Below are 21236 nucleotides of genomic sequence, written 5' to 3' on the forward strand. Positions count from 1 at the left end.
CTTAACTGCTGTTTTTTGTTTTCAACTTCAGGTTGCGTTTGTGTTTTAAAATTCCGTTTAAAATCACCACTAAAAGAATAATCAAAGCGCCCGCATAAAAAGAAGCACTCATTTTTTCCTTATCGCCAATAATAAAATAAGCCAAAAGAATACCGTAAACCGGCTCTAAATTGGTTGTCAGCATAACAGTATAAGGACTCAATTGTTTCATCACTTTTACCGAAGCCGTAAAAGCATAAGCTGTACAAACCGAAGACAAAACCAACAGCAACACCCAATCATTAGTTGAAATGCTGAAAAAATCCAGACTAAATTTATTTTGACCAATAAAATAAATCGTTATAAAAAGAAAACCGGCTACAAATTCATAAAAAGTAATCACTGCCGAATCATGTTTTTGAATCAATTTACCATTAAACAAAGTAAACAAAACCCCGAGAACAATGGCTACCAAGGCAAAGAGCATTCCTTTAAAATACCCGGCCTCAACCTGCATAATTACAGATAAAGCCGCTATAATAACCAACCCAAAAAACACTTCATACCAAAGGACTTTTCGTCCATAAAACAAAGGCTCTAACAGGGATGCTAAAAAAGCACCTAAAGAAAACACAGACAAAGTTATCGACACATTAGAAATATGAATGGCATGGAAGAAAAAAATCCAATGCAGCGCTATTAGCAGCCCTACAAAAGTCAACTGAAGTAAAGCGGTAAATGGAATTTGGAAAGACTTTCTTGAAAAGAAAATGTAAACTGCTAAAAACAAAGAAGCCATCAGCATTCGATACCAAACAATCGAGTCGGCGGCAATAGTAATTAAAGCGCCAAGTATGGCTGTAAACCCCCAAATAAAAACAATCAGATGGAGATTGAAATAACTTTTAATTCTATCGTTTGGCATTGCGCAACAAATAAACAGCCAGAATTCCAAAAACAAAATTAGAGAACCAAACCGCTACAAGAGGTGAAAAAGTCGATTTTTCGGCTAATACGCCAAATATCTTATCAAAAAACACAAATCCAAAAGCTACGGCAATACCGATGGTTAAATTCATTCCCATCCCTCCTCTTCGCTTCATCGAAGAAACTGCCACTGCAATAATGGTCAAAATGAAGGCCGAAACCGGAATACTGAATTTTTTATAGAAAACCACTAAATAAACGTTGATATTAGACGAACCACGTTTCCTTTCCTTATCAATAAAATCAATTAGTTTATCCAGTCGCAGCGTCTCTGCTATGTAAACTACCGGAGTTAAATCTTCGAGTTCAAATTTAAATTTCACATTTTTTTCAGGCAAAATTTCAATCTTATCGCCTAGTTTACCTACAGTTCGCTTAGTATAGTCATACAAGGTATAAGTGCTGTCTTTTTCGTTGTATTTAATTCGGCTGGCGGTAATTTTGGAAACCATTTTTTCTTTTTCAAATTTTTCCAAAGCAAAATTAAACGCCATTTTCGACGTTGGATTAAAATTACTTACATACAAAAATTCCTTGTCATTCAACTGCCTGTACACATCGGTATTATCGCCCCGCATTCGTTCTTTTCCATCTCTTCTCAAATAAGTATAACGGAAATTATTAAAACCCTCACTCGAAACCGGAACTACATAAAATCCCATTAACAAAACAAAAATCGAAATAATGGTTGCTCCGATAAAATATGGTCTTAAAAAACGGCTAAAGGAAATTCCCGAACTCAATATGGCAATGATTTCGGTATTATTAGCCAATTTTGAAGTAAACCAAATAATCGATAAAAAGAGAAATATCGGAAATAAGGCATTGGCAAAATAAATCGTAAAATGATAATAATAGATAACAATAGCCAGAAAAGGAACTTTATTCTCAATCATAAAATTGATTTTCTCCGAAACATCAATAATAATCCCGATTGGAATAAACATTAACAACATAGCCGCAAAAGTGGCCAAATATCTTTTCAGAATGTACTTATCTAGTATTGTTAACATAATAGCGTTAATTGATTATTTGTTTAATCGTTTAACCGAATAAACGATTAAACAAATCAACATATTTTAAAGTCTTTGACTCATATTCTTTACCATCATTTCTTTCCACGGTCTGAAATCTCCGGCTAAGATATGTTTTCTGGCTTCGCGAACCAACCACATATAAAACCCTAAATTGTGAATCGTTGCAATTTGTTTCCCCAGATATTCATTAGCAGAAAACAAATGTCTCAAATAAGCTTTAGAATATTCCGTATCCACAAAGGTGATTCCCATTTCGTCAATTGGCGAAAAATCGGCTTCCCATTTTTTATTTTTAATATTGATTGTTCCATTAGCCGTAAACAACATCCCGTTTCGGGCATTTCGCGTAGGCATCACACAATCAAACATATCAATTCCCAGAGCAATATTTTCCAAAATATTAATTGGTGTTCCCACACCCATCAAATAGCGAGGCTTGTCTTCCGGCAAAATTTCAGTCACCACCTCGGTCATCGCATACATTTCTTCGGCTGGTTCACCTACTGAAAGTCCGCCAATAGCATTTCCTACCTGACCGGAATTCGCAATATATTCCGCCGACTGACGTCGTAAATCTTTATAAGTACTTCCCTGAACAATTGGAAAAAATGCCTGATCATAACCGTATTTTACCGGAACTTTATCCAAATGATTGATACAACGGTCTAACCAACGGTGGGTCATGTGCATCGAACGTTTGGCATAATGATAATCGCAAGGATAAGGAGTACATTCGTCAAAAGCCATGATAATATCAGCTCCAATAGTACGCTGAATTTCCATTACATTCTCCGGAGTAAAAGTATGATAAGAACCATCAATGTGTGATTTAAACTTTACTCCTTCTTCTTTAATTTTTCGGCTATTGGAAAGCGAATACACCTGATAACCTCCAGAATCTGTCAAAATATTACGATCCCAATTCATGAATTTATGCAATCCTCCCGCCTGCTCTAAAATTTTAGTCTGCGGACGCAAATACAAATGATAAGTATTTCCAAGAATAATATCCGGATTAATATCGTCTTTCAATTCTCTTTGGTGCACTCCTTTTACAGAAGCTACCGTTCCTACAGGCATAAAAATAGGCGTTTCAATTACACCGTGATCAGTGGTAATACTTCCCGCTCTGGCTTTAGAAAGTGGGTCTTTTTGTAATAAATCAAACTTCATACTGGTTTCTCTACCGATTGTTTTTCCGACTATTCGGGAGCGCAAAGATAGTTTAATTTAGAAAAAAGCTACATCTTTTAACAGCAAAATAAGAGCCCTCCTTTTTAAAAGTTTCCACCACGAATTACACTAATAAACACAAATTACTAACCGTTTATAATTACACAAATTCTTCACTAAACTTATTTTTAACCTGACAATTAATAACAGCATGATATTCGATACGAATTCTATTTGTGCAATTCCATTTAAAATTTGATAATATCAAAAAATTAGTGAATTCGTGGCTGATTTTTACACAAACCATTAAGAAATTAAGAATCATTAAGTATAAATTTCCTTAACTCCTTAAATGGTAAAATTGAAGATTTATAGTGGTATTAATATTTGTAACTTTGTATTATCAATAATTACAAATACAATGAAAATCAACATTCAAGATACTTTCAACAAAGAATTACCCGCCGACCCAATTACCGAAAACTACGTCAGACAGGTCGAAAACGCTTGTTTTTCATTTGTAACACCTGTAAAAACAGCCAATCCTGAAATACTTCACGTTTCTCCGGAAATGCTCGAAAACTTAGGATTATCACAAGAAGACGCTCAATCCGAAGAATTCAAAAATATTTTCACTGGAAACGAAGTTTTACCAAACACCCAACCCTATGCCATGTGCTACGGCGGACATCAGTTTGGAAACTGGGCAGGACAACTAGGCGATGGACGTGCAATCAATTTAACCGAAATCGTTCACAATAATCAACGTTGGGCTATCCAACTCAAAGGTGCAGGAAAAACACCATATTCCAGAACTGCCGACGGATTGGCAGTTTTGCGCTCTTCCATCCGCGAATATTTATGCAGCGAAGCCATGTTTCATTTAGGTGTTCCTACTACTCGTGCTTTATCTCTTGCATTGTCGGGCGACGAAGTTTTAAGAGATATGCTCTACAACGGTCATCCGGCTTATGAAAAAGGAGCTATTGTAAGTCGTATTGCACCTAGTTTTTTACGTTTTGGAAACTACCAAATCTTAGCCGCACGTAAAGATGTGCAAACTCTAAAAACACTGACTGATTATACCATCAAACATTTTTACCCGGAATTAGGAGAACCTTCTAAAGAGAGCTATCTGCAATTTTTCGGAAAAGTCGCCGAAAAAAGTCTGAAAATGGTTATTCATTGGCAACGGGTAGGTTTTGTTCACGGCGTAATGAATACTGATAACATGTCCATTTTGGGACTCACCATCGATTACGGTCCTTATGGCTGGCTCGAAGGTTACGACTACGGTTGGACACCTAACACCACCGACTCCCAACACAAGCGCTACCGTTATGGAAACCAGCCCAACATTGTCCTTTGGAATTTGTACCAATTGGCAAATGCTTTATTTCTTTTAATCAACGAAGCCGAAGGTTTGGAAAAAATTCTGGCTGATTTTGGTACCAATTTCGAAATCCAATATTTAGACATGATGCGTTCTAAAATTGGACTTTTCAATCAAAATGAGAACGACCAAAAACTCATTCAGGAATTAGAAAACAATTTGCACCTAACCGAAACCGACATGAGCATTTTCTACAGAAATCTAAGTCAGTTCCAAAAAGAAAAACCGGAAGAAGGATTAAAAATTATTGCAGCTGCTTTCTACAATTCCATTGAAGAATTCCCAAAAATCACAGAAGCCTGGAACAATTGGTTCAACCAATACAGCTTACGCTTGCAATTAGAAACAGCAACCAATACTGAACGCGCTGAAAAAATGAACAGCGTCAATCCAAAATATGTATTACGGAATTACATAGCACAACTCGCTATCGATGCCGCCAACAAAGGCGATTACAACCTGATTGACGAACTTTTCAATCTCTTAAAAAACCCGTATTCCGAACAAAAAGAACAAGAAAAATGGTTTGTTAAACGTCCGGAATGGGCAAGAAATAAAGTAGGTTGTTCGATGTTGTCTTGTAGTTCTTAGTTTTGAATATAATATATCAAATCTTAAAAGTACAGTGAAAGCTGTACTTTTTTATTTTGTAAGAAAAAACAAAATATATTTTTATTAGATTTGTTTTAAACATAAATAACTAGAAATTTGAAAAAAATAATATTTTTTGCACTTTTAATCAATTTCAGCTGTAATCACACAGAAAAAATCGGTGATTATAATTACACAAACGCTTTTAAAAAGGTCAATTCAGATGGAATAATGTACACTTACAAATTGTATATTAACCCAAAAAGTGACACTGTTTTTTCAACACTCGTCAAGGGACAAAAATTCGAATTTCAATCAGACACAGATACAATTTTTGCTTCAGGAAATCTACAAGTAAAGAAAATCGATAATGATTATTATATTATAACAAAACAATATTACATCAACGGATATGAAAAGAGTACGACAATAGATTCGATTATTAGAACATATAAACAATCACAAGAAGGGAGGGTGAAGTTTTGTAAAATAATTTATTACGAAAAAGGGAAAGAAAAAAAATTTAATCATTTAGATTCAAGAAATAATTCAATAAAGATAAATGATTTTCCTCCTCCTCCTGGTAAACAATTTTAAACTGATTTTTTATAGTACAGAATTCCGCATTGACTCCTCAGTTTTGCGGAATTCTGTTTTTATAAAACTTGTTACAGTGTATTCATTTATTTTTATTATACTAATTTGATATAGTAAAGCGAATTTTATAGTTTTGTATCATCCTTATAAAATTACAAAAACTATGAAACATACCTTATTAATAGTTCCCGGTTTAGGCGATTCCACAACCGGACATTGGCAGGACAATTGGTTACAGCATTTTCCAAACACCAAAAAAGTAGTTCAGAATAATTGGAATCAACCGCAATTACAGGATTGGTTAAAAAATCTGGATGCGACTATAAATTCTATTGAAACACCTGTTGTTATTGTAGCACATAGTTTGGCTGTTTCTTTAGTAACACATTGGTCACAACAAAACGATACAAGTAAGATAGCAGGAGCTTTACTCGTAGCTCCCGCCGATGTAGAATCTTCTAAGCACACACCGGAAGAAACCTGGAACTTTGCTCCTATTCCATTAAACAAACTAAATTATCCTTCTATCGTAATTAGCAGTTCTAACGATCCTTATATTTCGGTTGAAAGAGCGGAATTTTTAGCTAATAAATGGGAAAGCCTTTTTTATAATGTGGGTCCAAAAGGTCATTTAAATTTTGAATCTCAACTGGGACTTTGGGAAGAAGGCCAGCAAATTCTGGAATCTTTATTGCAATCCATTACAAAATAATGGCAACATAAAAAAACATCCTAATTTTTTTACACTACTCGCATTGCTTTAGTAAGTAATTTCATTATGTTTGTATAACTAACAAAAGTTATACATTATGGAACTACTGGAAAATTTGCCTGTATTACTCAAAACCTTTTGGTACATTGCTATTCCTACCTCATTAATTTTTGCCATTCAGGCAGTAATGACCTTTTCAGGAGTTGATTCCTCAGACGGTCTTCAAGCCGATTTTGATGGCGACCTTGAAGGTGGCGATTCTACTTTTCAATTATTTTCGCTTCGAAATCTCATCAACTTTTTACTAGGTTTCAGTTGGTCAGGAATTTCACTCTACAACAGCATCGAAAATTCAAGCCTTTTAATAGCTCTTGCAGTAATAATAGGTTGTCTGTTTGTCTTTGTTTTCTTCCTTATTATTAAACAGGTTCAAAAATTAGAAGAAGACAATTCCTTTAAACTCGAAAATACCCTTCACCAATCAGCAGAGGTATATTTAACTATTCCGGAAAACAAATCCGGAAAAGGGAAAATTATGATCTCTATCAATGGTGCTTTTCACGAATTGGATGCCATGACGGAACATGTCGAAAAAATTGCTTCCGGAAGTACCGTAAAAGTTGTAAAAATTGAAAACAACAATATTATTATCGTTCAACCTATTTAAATCCAATCCATGACACCAGTTTTAATTATTGCGGTTGCCGCAGTTGTCTTTTTTGTAACTATTTCAGCCTTAATTTCCCGTTACAAAAGATGTCCATCTGACAAAATATTAGTAATTTATGGAAAAACCGGAGGCACTTCGGCCAAATGTGTGCACGGCGGAGGTGCTTTTATTTGGCCTGTAATCCAAGATTATGCTTTTTTAGATTTAAAACCACTTTCTATTGAAGCCAACCTAACCAATGCTTTAAGTAGACAAAACATTCGTGTGGATGTTCCTTGTCGTTTTACCATTGCTATTTCTACCGAAGCTGACAGCATGAATACAGCTGCAGAAAGATTATTAGGATTGACTTCGGAGCAAATTCAGGAATTAGCCAAAGATATTTTATTTGGACAATTGCGTTTGGTAATTGCTACGATGACGATTGAAGAAATTAATTCCGACAGAGATAAATTTTTGGACAATATTTCTAAAAATGTGGATAGCGAATTGCGTAAAATTGGTTTGAAATTAATCAACGTAAACGTTACCGATATCAAAGACGAGTCCGGTTATATCGAAGCTTTAGGAAAAGAAGCTGCTGCCAAAGCGATTAACGAGGCGAAAATTTCGGTTGCCGAACAGGAAAAAATCGGGGAAACCGGAAAAGCCTTAGCCGACAGAGAAAAAGATACTCAAATTGCCGAAACACATAGAGATCGTGATGTAAAAATTGCTATTACACAAAAAGACCGCGAAATTAGTATTGCCGCTGCCTCAAAAGATGAAGCCATTGGTAAAGCCGAAGCCGAAAGAGACACCAGAGTAAAAACTTCGGAAGCCAATGCGATAGCTATCAAAGGAGAAAACGAGGCTAAAATTGCCATTGCCAATTCGGAAGCTTTACGTAGAGAAAAAGAAGCTGAATCTTTGCGCGTTGCCATTGCAGCTGAAAAAGTACAACAGGCAAAAGCATTGGAAGAATCGTATATCGCAGAGCAAAAAGCGGAAACAGCCCGATCTGAAAGAGAACGTTCTACCCAAATTGCTAACGTAGTAGTTCCTGCCGAAATTGCTAAACAACGCGCCATTATCGAAGCTCAGGCCGATGCCGAAAGAATCAGAGAAAATGCCAAAGGAGAGGCGGACGCGATTTATGCTAAGATGGAAGCTGAAGCCAAAGGTCTTTACGAAATTCTTACCAAACAGGCCGAAGGTTACAAACAAGTGGTGGAAGCTGCCGGAGGCGACCCCGGTCAGGCATTCCAATTATTGTTAATTGAAAAATTACCTGAATTGGTTAAAACGCAGGTGGAAGCCGTGAAAAACATCAAGATTGACAAAATCACCGTTTGGGATTCAGGAAATAATGAAAACGGAAATGGCTCTACAGCTAATTTTGTTTCCGGCATGATGAAAACCGTACCGCCTTTGAACGATTTATTCAACATGGCAGGATTAAATTTACCTAGTTATTTGAAAGGAGAAAATCAAACTGAAACTGAGATTATCACCCCTGATAAAGAAGAACCTAAAAATTAATTTTCGCAAAAAAACTTTAAAGCCTTGCCCATCGCAAGGCTTTTTATTTAATTTTTTTGTTGTGTAACTAAAGTTACTGTCCGACTTGTTTTCTTAAAATAGTTTTACAGTAACAAAATACAAAAACAATGGACTTACAAAAAATAATACAGACAAACGAAGGAACTATAGTCGATGTTCGTTCCTATGGTGAATTTATGGAAGGTCATGTTGCGGGTTCGATAAACATTGCCTTAAATCAAATTCCGGAAAGAATTGAAAAAATCAAACAACTCAAAACACCTTTAATTCTTTGTTGCGCTTCCGGCAACCGAAGCGGCCAGGCACAACATTTTCTATCGCAACTCGGAATCGAATGCTATAACGGCGGTTCTTGGCTAGACGTTAATTATTATCAATCCAAACAAGAATAACATGATCAATTTATTTAAAAAAATATTTGGCAGCAGCCCTAAAACCGATTTTGCAAACTTAGTAAAAGAAGGAGCCGTTATTTTAGACGTACGCTCTCCGGCCGAATTCAAACAAGGTCACATTAAAGACGCGATAAATCTGCCTCTCAACGAATTAGAAAATCACATTTCAAAATTAAAAAAAGACCAAACCATTATAACCTGCTGTGCTTCGGGAATGCGAAGCGCTTCGGCCGCAAGATTTTTAAAATCTCAACATTTCACCCGAATACATAATGGCGGCGGCTGGAACAGTTTAGCCAATAAAATAGCCTAAAAACTACCAAAACAACATACTTATGGAAGCAACTTACCATGTAAATTTAAACTGGACATCTGAAAGACGAGGAATTCTTTCTTCACCTGAATTGAATCAAAATATAGAAGTAGCTACACCTCCTCCTTTTCCACACGGAATAGCAGGCATTTGGTCGCCGGAACATTTATTAACCGCTGCTGTGGTGAGTTGTTTTATGACTACTTTTTTAGCCATAGCTGAAAATTCGAAATTAGAGTTTCAAAATTTCAAATGTGATTCCAAAGGAAAAATAGAGCAAATTGATGGAAAATTTCTAATGACTGAAATAATTTTGGAACCAACTTTAGAAATTAATTCTGAAAACGATTTGGCTAAAGCGCAAAAAATATTAGCAAAATCAGAAGCTGCCTGCTTAATTTCAAATTCGATCAAATCAAAGGTCGCAATGAATCCGAGAGTAATTATTTCGGAAATTGTTTCTTAAACAAAAGAAACGAATATCAATATCTAAAACCTCAAAAAAAGTCCTATTTCGGACTTTTTTTATGCCCTTATTTATTTAATCCTAAACAATTCTTAAAATCCCTTGTCTTACGGAAAAATAAAATTTACATTTGCAGCAGTTTAACTATTACACTAAAAATGAAACCTAACACTCAACAATTAAACGATTTAATTATCCAAGTAAGAAGAGACATCCTTCGAATGGTTCACGCTGTTAATTCAGGGCACCCGGGAGGTTCTCTAGGTTGTACCGAATTTTTGGTAGCCTTATATCAAAACATTATGGAACGCAAAGAAGGCTGGGACATGGACGGAATCGGAGAAGATTTATTCTTCTTGTCAAACGGACATATTTCACCGGTTTTTTACAGTGTTCTTGCACGTAGCGGTTATTTCCCTGTATCTGAATTAGGAACTTTCCGTTTGTTAAATTCAAGATTACAAGGACACCCAACTACTCACGACCATTTACCTGGTGTACGTATTGCTTCGGGATCTTTAGGTCAGGGATTATCAGTAGCTCTTGGAGCTGCTCAGGCAAAAAAATTAAACAACGACAAACATATCGTTTATACACTTCACGGTGACGGAGAGTTGCAGGAAGGTCAAAACTGGGAAGCAATTATGTATGCTTCTGCAAAAGGTGTTGACAACATCATTGCAACTGTGGATCTTAACGGGAAACAAATTGACGGAACTACTGACGAAGTTTTATGCATGGGAAGTCTTCGTGCTAAATTTGAAGCTTTTGACTGGGAAGTGGTTGAAATCACTAATGGAAACGACATAGAAGCTATTATTGGAGGAATGGCCGAAGCGAAAGCCAGAACAGGAAAAGGTAAACCTGTTTGTGTATTACTACATACCGAAATGGGTAATGGTGTAGATTATATGATGCACAGTCATGCTTGGCACGGTAAAGCACCAAATGACGAGCAATTGGCAAACGCTTTAGGACAAAACTATAATACTGGAGGCAATTCAGATTATTAAGAATTAAAATTGCAGATTAACGGTTTCTGATTTGGAATCCACTAATCTTTCAATTTTTTTTAATCTTTCAATTTAAAAAAATAATGAAAAAATATACAAATACAGGAAGCAAAGATACCCGTTCAGGTTTTGGAGTGGGAATGGCTGAATTAGGTCAAAAAAATGAAAATGTAGTAGCACTTTGTGCGGATTTAATTGGTTCGTTAAAATTTGACGAATTCAAAAAAAATCACCCGGAGCGTTTTTTCCAAATCGGAATTGCTGAAGCAAACATGATTGGAATTGCTGCCGGTTTAACTATAGGTGGAAAAATTCCTTTCACAGGAACTTTCGCTAACTTCTCTACAGGAAGGGTTTACGACCAAATTCGTCAATCAGTAGCTTACTCTGAAAAAAACGTGAAAATCTGTGCTTCTCACGCTGGTTTAACACTTGGAGAAGACGGTGCTACTCACCAAATCTTAGAAGATATCGGTTTGATGAAAATGTTACCAGGAATGACTGTTATCAACACTTGTGACCACAACCAAACTAAAGCGGCTACTATTGCTCTTGCTGATCACCACGGTCCTGCTTACTTGCGTTTTGGACGTCCGGTTGTACCTAATTTCACTCCTGCTGACGAGCCTTTCGTAATTGGTAAAGCGATTATGCTAAACGAAGGAACTGACGTAACTATTGTTGCAACAGGTCACTTAGTTTGGGAAGCTTTAATTGCGGCTGAAAAACTAGAAGAAAAAGGAATTTCTGCTGAAGTTATCAATATTCACACTATTAAACCTCTTGACGAAGAAGCTATTTTAAAATCAGTTGCTAAAACAGGATGTATTGTTACTGCTGAAGAGCACAACTACCTTGGCGGACTTGGAGAAAGTATTGCTGGTGTATTAGCTTTGAACAACCCTACTCCACAAGAGTTTGTTGCTGTTAAAGATACTTTTGGTGAATCTGGAACTCCTGAGCAATTAATGGAAAAATACAAGTTAAACAATCAAGCGATTGTTGAAGCTGTAGAAAAAGTAATGGCTAGAAAAAAATAATTCTAACTTTATACCATATAAAAAATCCCATCTTGTTCTAAACGAGATGGGATTCTTTCTTTATGAAATATCGTCATTTAATCGTAATAAACCTAAAAAAGTCGGTTTTCAAAATTTGAAAATCGACTTTTTTATTAAATCTCTCCTAATATTTTCGAAAAATCGGGTTTAAAATAATTAGGCCCTTTCATCACTTTTCCATCTTCGCGATAAATAGGTTTACCATCTTCGCCCAGCTTACTCATATTACTTCTTTGAATTTCATCAAAAACAGCTTCAATTTTATCCTGAAGTCCGTGCTCTATTATCGTTCCACACAAAATATACATCATATCTCCCAAAGCATCCGCAATTTCAACCAAATCATTATTTTTAACCGCTTCCAGATATTCTTCATTCTCTTCTTTCATCAGATGATAACGAAGCGTATTTTTAGTTTCTCCTAAATCGGCAATTGGTTCTTCGCTATGTCCTATCCCGAATGCTGTATGAAATTCTTTAACAGAGTTTATTTGCTTTTGCATAATTATTATTAATTAAATGAATTGCAAATTAGCAACTAATCCTAAACAATTGATTATTTTTGCAATAAATTTTTCAAATTATGTTTAGTCAGGGTCAATTAATTTTTGCAATTTGTTTTCTAATCGCTTTTATCATTGTTATGATTTTTTCCTATCGAAAAGACATTAACACGCATAAGCTTTTTTATAAAGGAAATTACAAAATCTTAATTGGCTTCTTTATTTTCATCGGATTATTATTTGTTATTAAAATATTTTTAAAACGATAACAAAATAAAGCACTAAAAAACAGTAATTTACGACCCTAAAAAAAAAAAAAAAAAAATAAATTAGAAAATTACGCAATTCAAAAACTACTGCGTTTTTTTAGAATTTTTCAAAAGTTTGTTGGTATTAATTCAACAAATTATCTCTTTTTATATTTTTTATACTCATAGTCTTGCATATTGATAAAATTTCTAACTTTACATCAGAAAATAATCAATGAATTATGAGAATTATAAAATATATCTTTCTTTTATTATTACTTAGCCTTGTGGCTTTATCGATATTCATCGCTACACAAAAAGGAGATTTCCTGGTTGAAAGAAGTAAGATTATTAATTCTCCCGTAACTTCGGTTTACAACTATGTCAATGATTACCGAAACTGGAACGACTTTGGTTCCTGGACTACCGAAGATCCTGAAATTAAAATAAATTACGCTCCAAACACCATTGGAAAAGGCGCTTCTTACTCCTGGGAAGGAAAAGATGGTCAGGGACAAATTCGCACCATTGCCGTAAAAGAAAATGACAGCATTGCCCAAGCTCTGGATTTTGAAGGAACCACTTCTACCATAAGCTGGCATTTTAAAGACACCATTGGAGGTACAAAAGTAACCTGGAGGTCTAAAGGAAAAATGAGTTTTTTCTTCAAAATTTATGCTGCTCTAAATGGCGGAACCAACAGGGTAATTGGTACTATTTATGAAAAAAGCCTAGCTAATCTGGATAAGGCTTTAGACTACGAAATCAACACTTTTTCAACCATTGAAAATGGATTGGTTCAAAAACCGGCTATGAACTACATTGGGCAAACTTTTACCAGTGAACTGGCTAAAGTGACTAAAAATTTCAAAATTGTCATTCCAAAACTGAAAACTTTTTGCGAGAAAAACAATATCACTATTAACGGCAAGCCTTTTATTCTTTATCATACTTATGACACTGAAAAAGGACTCGCCCGAATTACTATTGGAGTTGGTATTCAAAACGCTATCTTTTTAAGCTCCGGCAGCGACATCTCATCGGGTAAAATTGAGGCTTTTGAAGGTGCCAAAACAACTTTAACCGGAGATTATTCGCACTTAAAAGCGGCTTACAACAAAACCGTTAACTTTTTGAACCAAAACAAATTAAGTCCAAATCCTATTTTTTCATTTTTGGAAATTTATTCAACCGGTAAAAATGAAGTAAAAAATCCGTCAAAATGGGTTACGGAAATTTACATCCCAATTGTTCCTAAAGTAGCTCCGGCTCCGGTAGTAAAAACTGCTCCGGCAACAAATCCAAATCCGCATCAGGAAGAGCCAAACACAAAAATTGAAGAAGAATTCCAGTTTTAGCAACTTTCTTCTTTAAACCTTTGCACCACTATTTTATCTAATTCTAAAAAAACTTTGCTGGACGAAAAGGAATTCATACAACAATTATTAAATCCGAAAACGCAGAATGACGCTTTTCAGAAATTGTTGCATCTGTACCAAAAGCCACTTTACAACCATATTAGAAACATCGTTTTAAATCATGACGATACGGATGATGTTTTACAAAACACCTTTATAAAGGTATTTCAGAATATTAAAAATTTTAAAGGAGAAAGTAAATTATTTTCCTGGATGTACCGAATTGCCACCAATGAAGCCTTAAGTTTTTTAAACCAAAAAGCAAAAAAAAGCGGCATCTCATCAGAAACTTTGCAAAACAACACCATAGACAAACTCAAAGCCGACGTTTATTTTGACGGAAACGAAATTCAAATTGCACTACACAAAGCCATTGCAACTCTTCCGGAAAAACAACAACTGGTTTTTAAAATGAAATATTTTGAAGAATTAAAATACGAAGAAATCTCAGAGATTCTGGGAACTTCGGTAGGAGCCTTAAAAGCTTCTTACCATCATGCCGTAAAAAAAATAGAAGCATTATTAACAACTAATTAAACCTTTTGCCTTTTATTTGGTCTAATAACTATCATGAAAGAATTTAAATTAAATAATAGCCCTAAAATCAGCTCCGGATTAAAAACGCCGGAAGATGCTTATTTTGACAAATTCTCAGCTAATTTATTAAGTCAGTTACCTAAAAACGAACCCAAAACAATTTCATTATTACAAAATAAAAGAAATATAATAATGATGGTTGCCGCCGTTTTTGTTTTTGCTTTAGCAATTCCTGTTTTAATAAAAAATGCCAGTCATTCTAACGAATTAGACACCACAACACTCGAAAATTACCTGAGTTATCAGTCCACTATCAATCAGGATGATTTAATTAATGAATTAGACCTAGAAGAGATTGACAAAATAGACACCGATATTGTGCTGAAAGACCAAACTATAGAAGAAATTTTAATAAGCAACAATAATTTAGAACATTACATTATAGAATAATATTACCAAAAAAAAGAAAAGATGATGAATTTTAGAAAAATTTTACCCCTGCTATTATTATTCGCTTGTAGTCTGTATGCGCAAGACAATATGAAAGACAAAAAAGAGCAGGTAAAAGCTTTAAAAGTTGCCTTTTTGACTTCCGAATTAGATCTTAGTACACAAGAAGCCGAGAAATTCTGGCCGCTTTACAATGTTTATGACGACAAACAATTTGAAATAAGACATCAAAAGATGAAAGCTTTCAAAAACAGATTAAACAGCGAGTCTTTAAACAAAATAAGCGAAAAAGATGCCAACATTTTACTAACTCAAATGGAAGCTGCCGATGAAGAGTTATTTTATCTGCGAAAAAAATTCAGCAAAAGTCTCAGAACAATTTTACCCGCTTCAAAAATCCTGAAACTTAAAAAAGCCGAAGATGATTTTTATAGAAAATTACTCCAACAATACGGTGACAGAGGTAAAAGAAGATAAAACAAAACAAACAGATAATTAAGCCGTTCTAATTCATTTTGGAACGGCTTTTTTTATGATACTACAAATTCATTTTTTGCGTTGTTAAACTTCGGTTGCAAAAGAAGTTTAATTAATTGGCACAGTAATTGAATATGACCAATTATGAATGCAAAAAAACAATTATCATGAAAAATACAATCCTAATCCTGAGCATGATTGCTGCTGTTTTTACGACTTCGACAGAAGCCCAAAACAGAACCACAGTAAATGCGATGAGTAATGAAATTAGCGACAACCTCGATCTAAGAGCCGTTGCCTCTATTTTTGGAGACTCCCAAAACTTAGAAGACTTTGAAAGACGTCTAAACGACCCTGAACTTCAAATCTCTAATCTGGATCTTAATAACGATAACGAAGTAGATTATTTACGTGTAATTGAAACCGTAGAATACAATACTCACGTGGTGATTATTCAATCGGTTTTAGATCGTGATGTTTATCAGGACGTTGCAACGATAGACATTGAAAGAAATAACAACAATGTTCAGGTACAATTTATTGGTAACGAATACATTTACGGACCAAATTACATTTATGAACCCGTATATTATACCACACCTCTAATATATACCTCTTTTTGGGTGAGCAATTATCGTCCGTATATTTCTATGTGGTATTGGAATTATTATCCTTCTTACTACTATGCCTGGAATCCGTATCCTTTGTACAGATACCAAAACAACATTCATTTGTGTCTAAATTTCAATAACAGATACAATTATGTAAGTTACAGAAGAAGTAATTTGGCTATTTCTCTTTATAACGCCCGTCGTTCTAATGCGTATGAAAGACGCTATCCTAACTATGCTTTTTCAAGAAGACACAGTAGTTATACCAATCGTCATGATATAGACCGAAGAAGAGGTACTTACTCGTCTTCAGGAAGATACAATACAGGAAGACAGTACAATAATACGGCAACAGGAAGAACTCCTCAAAGAGAGTATTCTTCCGGAAGAAACACACCGTCCAGAAATTACTCGACCCCGGGAAACAATACCGACAGAAGATATGACAGCAACAAATCGGCTACGACCAAATCATATACTCCGTCCAGAAATTACAATCAGAACAACAATAATAGTTCCCGAGAAAGTCAATCCCCAAGAACTCCAAGCAGAAATTACAATCAAAACAATAATAATTCCAGAGAAAATCAAACGGCAAGAACTCCAAGCAGAAACTATAATCAAAGTCAGGGAAGCAATCCAAGTCCAAACACCAGAAGCTATGCTCCAAGACAGGAAAACAATGCGCAAAGAGTTCAAACTCCAAGAGGAAATAGTTCTAACAGAGGGATGATTTCAAGACCGAGCACTCCAAATGCTACTCCTCAAAGAGCTGAATCCGGCAGAAGCAGAAGTAGTAACCAGAGAGAAAACAACTCCTCTTCAAGAGATAACAACAGAAGAATTTAACAAAACAAAAAAGGATTATGAAAAACCCGACCAATTGGTCGGGTTTTTTAGTTTTTTAAAGACAATCACTTTTGATTTATTTAAAAATGAGTAAATTTGAGGCCTTTACAAAAACACAAATGAGCGCATCACATAAAAATTTACACAGCAAACTAACATTAGGCGGTTTATTAGTAACTTTAGGAATTATATATGGTGATATTGGGACTTCCCCTCTCTATGTAATGAAAGCCATTTTAGGAGATCATGTCATTAATGCCGATGTTGTTTTAGGAGGAATTTCGGCCGTTTTCTGGACTCTGACCTTACAAACCACCATAAAATACGTACTCATTACGTTAAATGCCGATAACCATGGTGAAGGTGGAATTTTTGCCCTTTATGCCCTTGTTAAAAAGACAAAAATCAGATGGCTCATTGTTCCTGCTATTATTGGAGGAAGTGCGCTGCTTGCCGACGGAATTATTACTCCTCCCGTTTCTGTATCTTCTGCCGTAGAGGGAATCCGAACCTATTATCCTGAAATTAATACCGTTCCCATCGTAATTGGAATTTTAGTGGTACTCTTTACCATTCAGCAATTTGGAACTAAGCTTGTAGGTAAATTTTTTGCTCCAATGATGCTTATTTGGTTTACCATGCTTGGGGTTTTAGGAGCTATCCAAATTGTTCATCATCCTGAAGTTTTCAAGGCCTTAAATCCTTATTACGCTTACCATTTATTGACAATTCACCCGGAAGGATTCTTTGTATTAGGGTTTGTTTTCCTTTGTACCACCGGAGCTGAAGCCTTGTATTCTGACATGGGACACTGTGGTCGAAAAAACATTCGTATCAGCTGGGTTTTTGTAAAAACAACATTAGTCTTGAACTATTTCGGACAGGGAGCTTATTTAATTCATAACGAAGGAGAAACCCTTATGAGTTTAGGCGGAAAAAATGGAAATCCATTTTACTTAATCATGGAAGACTGGTTTCAGCCTTTTGGAATTGTAATTGCCACTACAGCTGCGGTAATTGCATCCCAAGCCTTAATTAGCGGTTCATTTACCTTAATAAACGAGGCTATGCGATTGAATTTCTGGCCAAAAGTAAGAATCAAATATCCAACCGAATTACAAGGACAATTATACATCCCGTCAATCAACTGGTTATTATTATTAGGTTGTATCGGAATCGTACTTCACTTTGAAGAATCCAGTAACATGGAACATGCTTACGGTTTGGCTATTATTCTTTGTATGATTATGACTACTATTTTACTTAATTTCTTTCTTATTATGAAAAGAGTAAAATTGTACATCATGGTACCATTAATCACGCTTTACCTTTTAATCGAATTTAGCTTTTTGGCTGCCAATGTAACTAAATTTGCCGACGGTGGTTATGTTACCTTGATTATTGCTGCTGTATTGATTAGCATCATGTCAATTTGGTTTTCAGCCAAAAAAATTACGAAAAGCTACACCAATATTGTTAAAATACACGATTATAAAAAAGTATTAAGCGAATTGAGTGTTGACTTAAGTATTCCAAAATACGCAACCCATTTAGTTTATATGACTAACGCCGGACGAGCCGATGAAATAGAAGAAAAAGTAATGTATTCTATTTTGCAAAAAAGACCCAAAAGAGCCGATATTTATTGGTTTGTACACGTAAATATTCTAAACGAACCTTATAAAACCGAATACCGCGTAACCGAAATTCTTAAAGACGATTTATATCGGGTGGATTTTAATTTAGGATTTAGAGAACCTACCAAAATCAATTTGATGTTCAAAGAAGTGATTAAAGACATGGTGAAAAATGGCGAAGTAGATATCCGAAGCCGTTATGAATCCTTAAACAAAAACAACATTATTGGTGACTTCAAATTTGTGCTTTCCGAGAAATTCCTATCCAATGATAACGAATTAAAATGGCACGAAAACATCATTATGAACTCTTATTTTTTAATCAAAAAACTAAGTTTATCTGAAGAAAGCGCCTTTGGTTTGGACAGTAGTTCGGTGAAAATTGAAAAATTCCCTATGATTCTCCACACACCGGAAAACATGGATTTAACCCGTTTAGCCGCAAGAGAAGTACATATTTAATATCATTACTCAACATAAAACGACTGAGAACAATAAGCTGTTTTTCAGTCGTTTTTTTATTACCATTACTTTTTTTGTAAGTTTTATTTTCTATATTTGAAAAAGCGAAATAAAACTTCGCCAATCTGCCTGATTTTGGGTGTATAGGCGCTACTTTATAGCACATATATACTAGTTATAGGGCATTTTAAAAGACGACAAAATTGACACGAGACAACAAAATATTAAGAATTATTCTGCTGACAATTTTCGGGACTTGGTTCGCATACAAATTGTATCAGACAGCTCAAGACGACTTCTTTCTTGACGGAATTATTTTGTTAGTAATTGCATTCATTGGATTTCTAATCTTTATTTGGACAATACGTAAAGACAGAAAGGAGTTTAAGACTTCACAAAAATTGACAAGCTATTTACCGACCTTTATTGGACTTTTATTTATCCTGACAAACATTGGCTTATTCTATTACCAAGACAGCAAGACAAATGCACCGACTTTAATTAGTGGTTTTTATGACGGTGGTTTTAATGGTTTTTCAGTAGACTTTAAGACAGACGGAAATTACGTAATGGCAAATGGAAGCGGACTTGGACAGAGTTACTTTTATGGAACATACAATTTGAAAGACAGCATTATTACAATTGACAAATCAAATATTGACAATTGCATAAAGACGAACAAACTTGTTATAAGAACTGAAAGTTATTATCAAAAAGACAGCATTGACCTAATAAAATCAAAAGCTAATTATATTACGCAAATTGACGATAAGGGAAATGAAATTGATAGAGAATTTCGATTTCGTGTGACAGAGGACAACAGAAACAAATGAAAGAAAAAACGCCCTATAACAGCACCTACAAGAAATTGGCGATTCCGTTCTCCGCAGACAGTTTTGTGGTTAATCAAAGTTTGGTTCTCCGCATCAATATTTGTGGTAAAAATCCCCCAGTAGCGCAAGCGTCACGCTTGTGCCCGTAAAGAAATTAAAATATTAAAATTAGATAAAAGCACAACTTATCATATAACAAAAAAAGCCCCAAGCTAGCGCAAGCGTCACGCTTGTGCACACATCGAAAATAAAAGACACAAGAAACGGGTACGAGCGTGACGCTCTCACTAGCTAAAGACTCGTATTTAACAGAAACCCGATAGTGTGGATTACAATCCGTACCCGCTACAATGAGCTATTTTGTCGAATTACTGGCTGAGATTGCTTCGTACCTCACAATGACAATTGCAGTGGCTAGCCCTGATGGAAGCGGCATCCCCTCTCTGCTTGCGCAAGCGTCACGCTTGTGCCCGTAAGAAATTAAAATATTAAAATTAGATAAAAGCACAACTTATCATATAACAAAAAAAGCTCCAGTTTTGGTGCTTTTTTTATATCAGGATTTGAGATTATTTACTCAAATCCTATAAAGAATTCTTAAAACAAATTAGCTTTTAAAAAGATTAAACTTAAATAATAAAAAAAATTTGATCTATTTTTTCTAACTTTGTTTAAAATCAGACTTTTAACAATTAAAGAAATGGACTCTATAACTTTTGACTTACTTACTAACAAGCTTAAAAACGCTCCACAAAGCGTATTAGAACGCGTTATGGCTTATGTTGATTCCCTGATGACAGAACCAAACTCCATTTCTAAAACATACAGCTTAACTAAAGAACAACAAGAAATATTAGATAATCAAATCAATTCTGACAAATCAACTTATACTAAAGCAGAAACGCTTTATTCTGATTTAAAAAAGAAGTATGAATTATAAGGTTATCGTTTCTCCTATTGCTTCAAAAAATATTGAAGATGCAGTTGAGTACTACATCAGTAAAGCTTCAAAAAAAGTTGCATTAGATTTTTTAGACGATTACAAAGAAATATACAAAGCACTACAAATCAATCCTTTTTATCAAATTCACGACTCAAATTATCATTTAATTCCGTTTAAAAAATTTCCTTATATTGCTTTTTTCATCATTGATGAACCAGGCAAAACAGTATTTTTAAACGCTGTTTTTCACACTTCTCAAAATCCTGATAAATATCCAAACAACAGATAAAAAATAAAAAAAGCTCCAGTTTTGGAGCTTTTTTTATATCAGGATTTGAG

24 protein-coding genes are annotated in these 21236 nt (G+C 34.9%); 20 read left to right on the plus strand and 4 right to left on the minus strand.

The window, feature by feature from the left end; all coding sequences use genetic code 11:
* Window position 1: 1 nt before the first annotated feature.
* From B6A10_RS12610 to tgt, 3 genes are all read right to left on the minus strand, one after another.
* Entirely contained in the window at window positions 2-904 is a 903-nt protein-coding gene (locus B6A10_RS12610) for a DMT family transporter (protein ID WP_188221158.1), read from the minus strand.
* On the minus strand, window positions 891-1979 hold the full coding sequence (locus B6A10_RS12615) for an LptF/LptG family permease (protein WP_055090564.1): 1089 nt from the start codon (window positions 1977-1979) through the stop codon (window positions 891-893). Before B6A10_RS12615 ends, B6A10_RS12610 begins: the two co-directional genes overlap by 14 nt.
* Before the next feature lie 66 nt (window positions 1980-2045).
* Entirely contained in the window at window positions 2046-3176 is a 1131-nt protein-coding gene (tgt, locus tag B6A10_RS12620) for a tRNA guanosine(34) transglycosylase Tgt (protein ID WP_055090601.1), read from the minus strand.
* A 421-nt stretch (window positions 3177-3597) separates the two neighbouring features.
* On the opposite strand from tgt, the gene B6A10_RS12625 reads away from it, so the two are divergent.
* The 10 genes from B6A10_RS12625 to B6A10_RS12670 all read left to right on the plus strand — a co-directional run bounded on the left by B6A10_RS12625 (window position 3598) and on the right by B6A10_RS12670 (window position 11908).
* On the plus strand, window positions 3598-5160 hold the full coding sequence (locus tag B6A10_RS12625) for a protein adenylyltransferase SelO (RefSeq protein ID WP_188221159.1): 1563 nt from the start codon (window positions 3598-3600) through the stop codon (window positions 5158-5160).
* 117 nt (window positions 5161-5277) lie between these two features.
* Window positions 5278-5757 (plus strand): hypothetical protein, encoded by a 480-nt coding sequence (locus tag B6A10_RS12630; RefSeq protein WP_188221160.1) that lies wholly within the window; start codon window positions 5278-5280, stop codon window positions 5755-5757.
* A 163-nt stretch (window positions 5758-5920) separates the two neighbouring features.
* A complete protein-coding gene (locus B6A10_RS12635; RefSeq protein ID WP_188221161.1) occupies window positions 5921-6469 on the plus strand; it encodes an RBBP9/YdeN family alpha/beta hydrolase in 549 nt (182 codons plus the stop codon).
* Window positions 6470-6566: 97 nt separating this feature from the next.
* Window positions 6567-7136, plus strand: coding sequence for an NfeD family protein (locus B6A10_RS12640; RefSeq protein WP_188221162.1), 570 nt, complete (start codon window positions 6567-6569; stop codon window positions 7134-7136).
* Window positions 7137-7145: 9 nt separating this feature from the next.
* Window positions 7146-8660 (plus strand): flotillin family protein, encoded by a 1515-nt coding sequence (locus B6A10_RS12645; protein ID WP_188221163.1) that lies wholly within the window; start codon window positions 7146-7148, stop codon window positions 8658-8660.
* 128 nt (window positions 8661-8788) lie between these two features.
* A complete protein-coding gene (locus B6A10_RS12650) occupies window positions 8789-9073 on the plus strand; it encodes a rhodanese-like domain-containing protein (RefSeq protein WP_188221164.1) in 285 nt (94 codons plus the stop codon).
* Window position 9074: 1 nt separating this feature from the next.
* Window positions 9075-9389: a rhodanese-like domain-containing protein gene (locus tag B6A10_RS12655; protein ID WP_188221165.1), complete on the plus strand. Its 315-nt coding sequence runs from the start codon at window positions 9075-9077 to the stop codon at window positions 9387-9389.
* A 22-nt stretch (window positions 9390-9411) separates the two neighbouring features.
* On the plus strand, window positions 9412-9855 hold the full coding sequence (locus B6A10_RS12660; RefSeq protein WP_188221166.1) for an OsmC family protein: 444 nt from the start codon (window positions 9412-9414) through the stop codon (window positions 9853-9855).
* A 158-nt stretch (window positions 9856-10013) separates the two neighbouring features.
* Entirely contained in the window at window positions 10014-10868 is an 855-nt protein-coding gene (locus B6A10_RS12665; RefSeq protein ID WP_188221167.1) for a transketolase, read from the plus strand.
* A gap of 83 nt (window positions 10869-10951) precedes the next feature.
* Window positions 10952-11908, plus strand: a complete 957-nt coding sequence (locus B6A10_RS12670; RefSeq protein ID WP_188221168.1) for a transketolase family protein — start codon at window positions 10952-10954, stop codon at window positions 11906-11908.
* Between the two features lie 134 nt (window positions 11909-12042).
* Here B6A10_RS12670 and B6A10_RS12675 read toward each other — a convergent pair whose 3' ends face one another.
* On the minus strand, window positions 12043-12432 hold the full coding sequence (locus tag B6A10_RS12675) for a pyrophosphohydrolase domain-containing protein (RefSeq protein ID WP_026714957.1): 390 nt from the start codon (window positions 12430-12432) through the stop codon (window positions 12043-12045).
* An 80-nt stretch (window positions 12433-12512) separates the two neighbouring features.
* Here B6A10_RS12675 and B6A10_RS16365 point away from each other — a divergent pair, with 80 nt between their 5' ends.
* From B6A10_RS16365 to B6A10_RS12720, 10 genes are all read left to right on the plus strand, one after another.
* Entirely contained in the window at window positions 12513-12701 is a 189-nt protein-coding gene (locus B6A10_RS16365) for a hypothetical protein (RefSeq protein ID WP_238929401.1), read from the plus strand.
* A 221-nt stretch (window positions 12702-12922) separates the two neighbouring features.
* On the plus strand, window positions 12923-14038 hold the full coding sequence (locus B6A10_RS12680) for an SRPBCC family protein (RefSeq protein WP_188221169.1): 1116 nt from the start codon (window positions 12923-12925) through the stop codon (window positions 14036-14038).
* A 54-nt stretch (window positions 14039-14092) separates the two neighbouring features.
* On the plus strand, window positions 14093-14635 hold the full coding sequence (locus B6A10_RS12685; RefSeq protein WP_188221170.1) for an RNA polymerase sigma factor: 543 nt from the start codon (window positions 14093-14095) through the stop codon (window positions 14633-14635).
* A 33-nt stretch (window positions 14636-14668) separates the two neighbouring features.
* Window positions 14669-15085, plus strand: coding sequence for a hypothetical protein (locus B6A10_RS12690; RefSeq protein ID WP_188221171.1), 417 nt, complete (start codon window positions 14669-14671; stop codon window positions 15083-15085).
* 21 nt (window positions 15086-15106) lie between these two features.
* The gene (locus tag B6A10_RS12695) at window positions 15107-15562 is read left to right on the plus strand and encodes a sensor of ECF-type sigma factor (protein WP_317172039.1); all 456 of its coding nucleotides are present in this window, start codon (window positions 15107-15109) and stop codon (window positions 15560-15562) included.
* Between the two features lie 167 nt (window positions 15563-15729).
* Complete coding sequence (locus B6A10_RS12700) at window positions 15730-17022, plus strand: hypothetical protein (protein ID WP_188221172.1); 1293 nt, start codon at window positions 15730-15732, stop codon at window positions 17020-17022.
* Between the two features lie 119 nt (window positions 17023-17141).
* On the plus strand, window positions 17142-19121 hold the full coding sequence (locus tag B6A10_RS12705; RefSeq protein WP_188221193.1) for a KUP/HAK/KT family potassium transporter: 1980 nt from the start codon (window positions 17142-17144) through the stop codon (window positions 19119-19121).
* Window positions 19122-19324: 203 nt separating this feature from the next.
* Window positions 19325-19954, plus strand: a complete 630-nt coding sequence (locus B6A10_RS12710) for a hypothetical protein (protein ID WP_188221173.1) — start codon at window positions 19325-19327, stop codon at window positions 19952-19954.
* 700 nt (window positions 19955-20654) lie between these two features.
* Entirely contained in the window at window positions 20655-20894 is a 240-nt protein-coding gene (locus B6A10_RS12715; protein WP_188221174.1) for a hypothetical protein, read from the plus strand.
* On the plus strand, window positions 20884-21186 hold the full coding sequence (locus B6A10_RS12720; RefSeq protein WP_188221175.1) for a type II toxin-antitoxin system RelE/ParE family toxin: 303 nt from the start codon (window positions 20884-20886) through the stop codon (window positions 21184-21186). The genes B6A10_RS12715 and B6A10_RS12720 overlap by 11 nt, the downstream gene beginning before the upstream one ends.
* Window positions 21187-21236: the final 50 nt, after the last annotated feature.

The sequence above is a fragment of the Flavobacterium pokkalii genome (assembly GCF_014596575.1).
Classification (GTDB): Bacteria; Bacteroidota; Bacteroidia; order Flavobacteriales; family Flavobacteriaceae; genus Flavobacterium; species Flavobacterium pokkalii.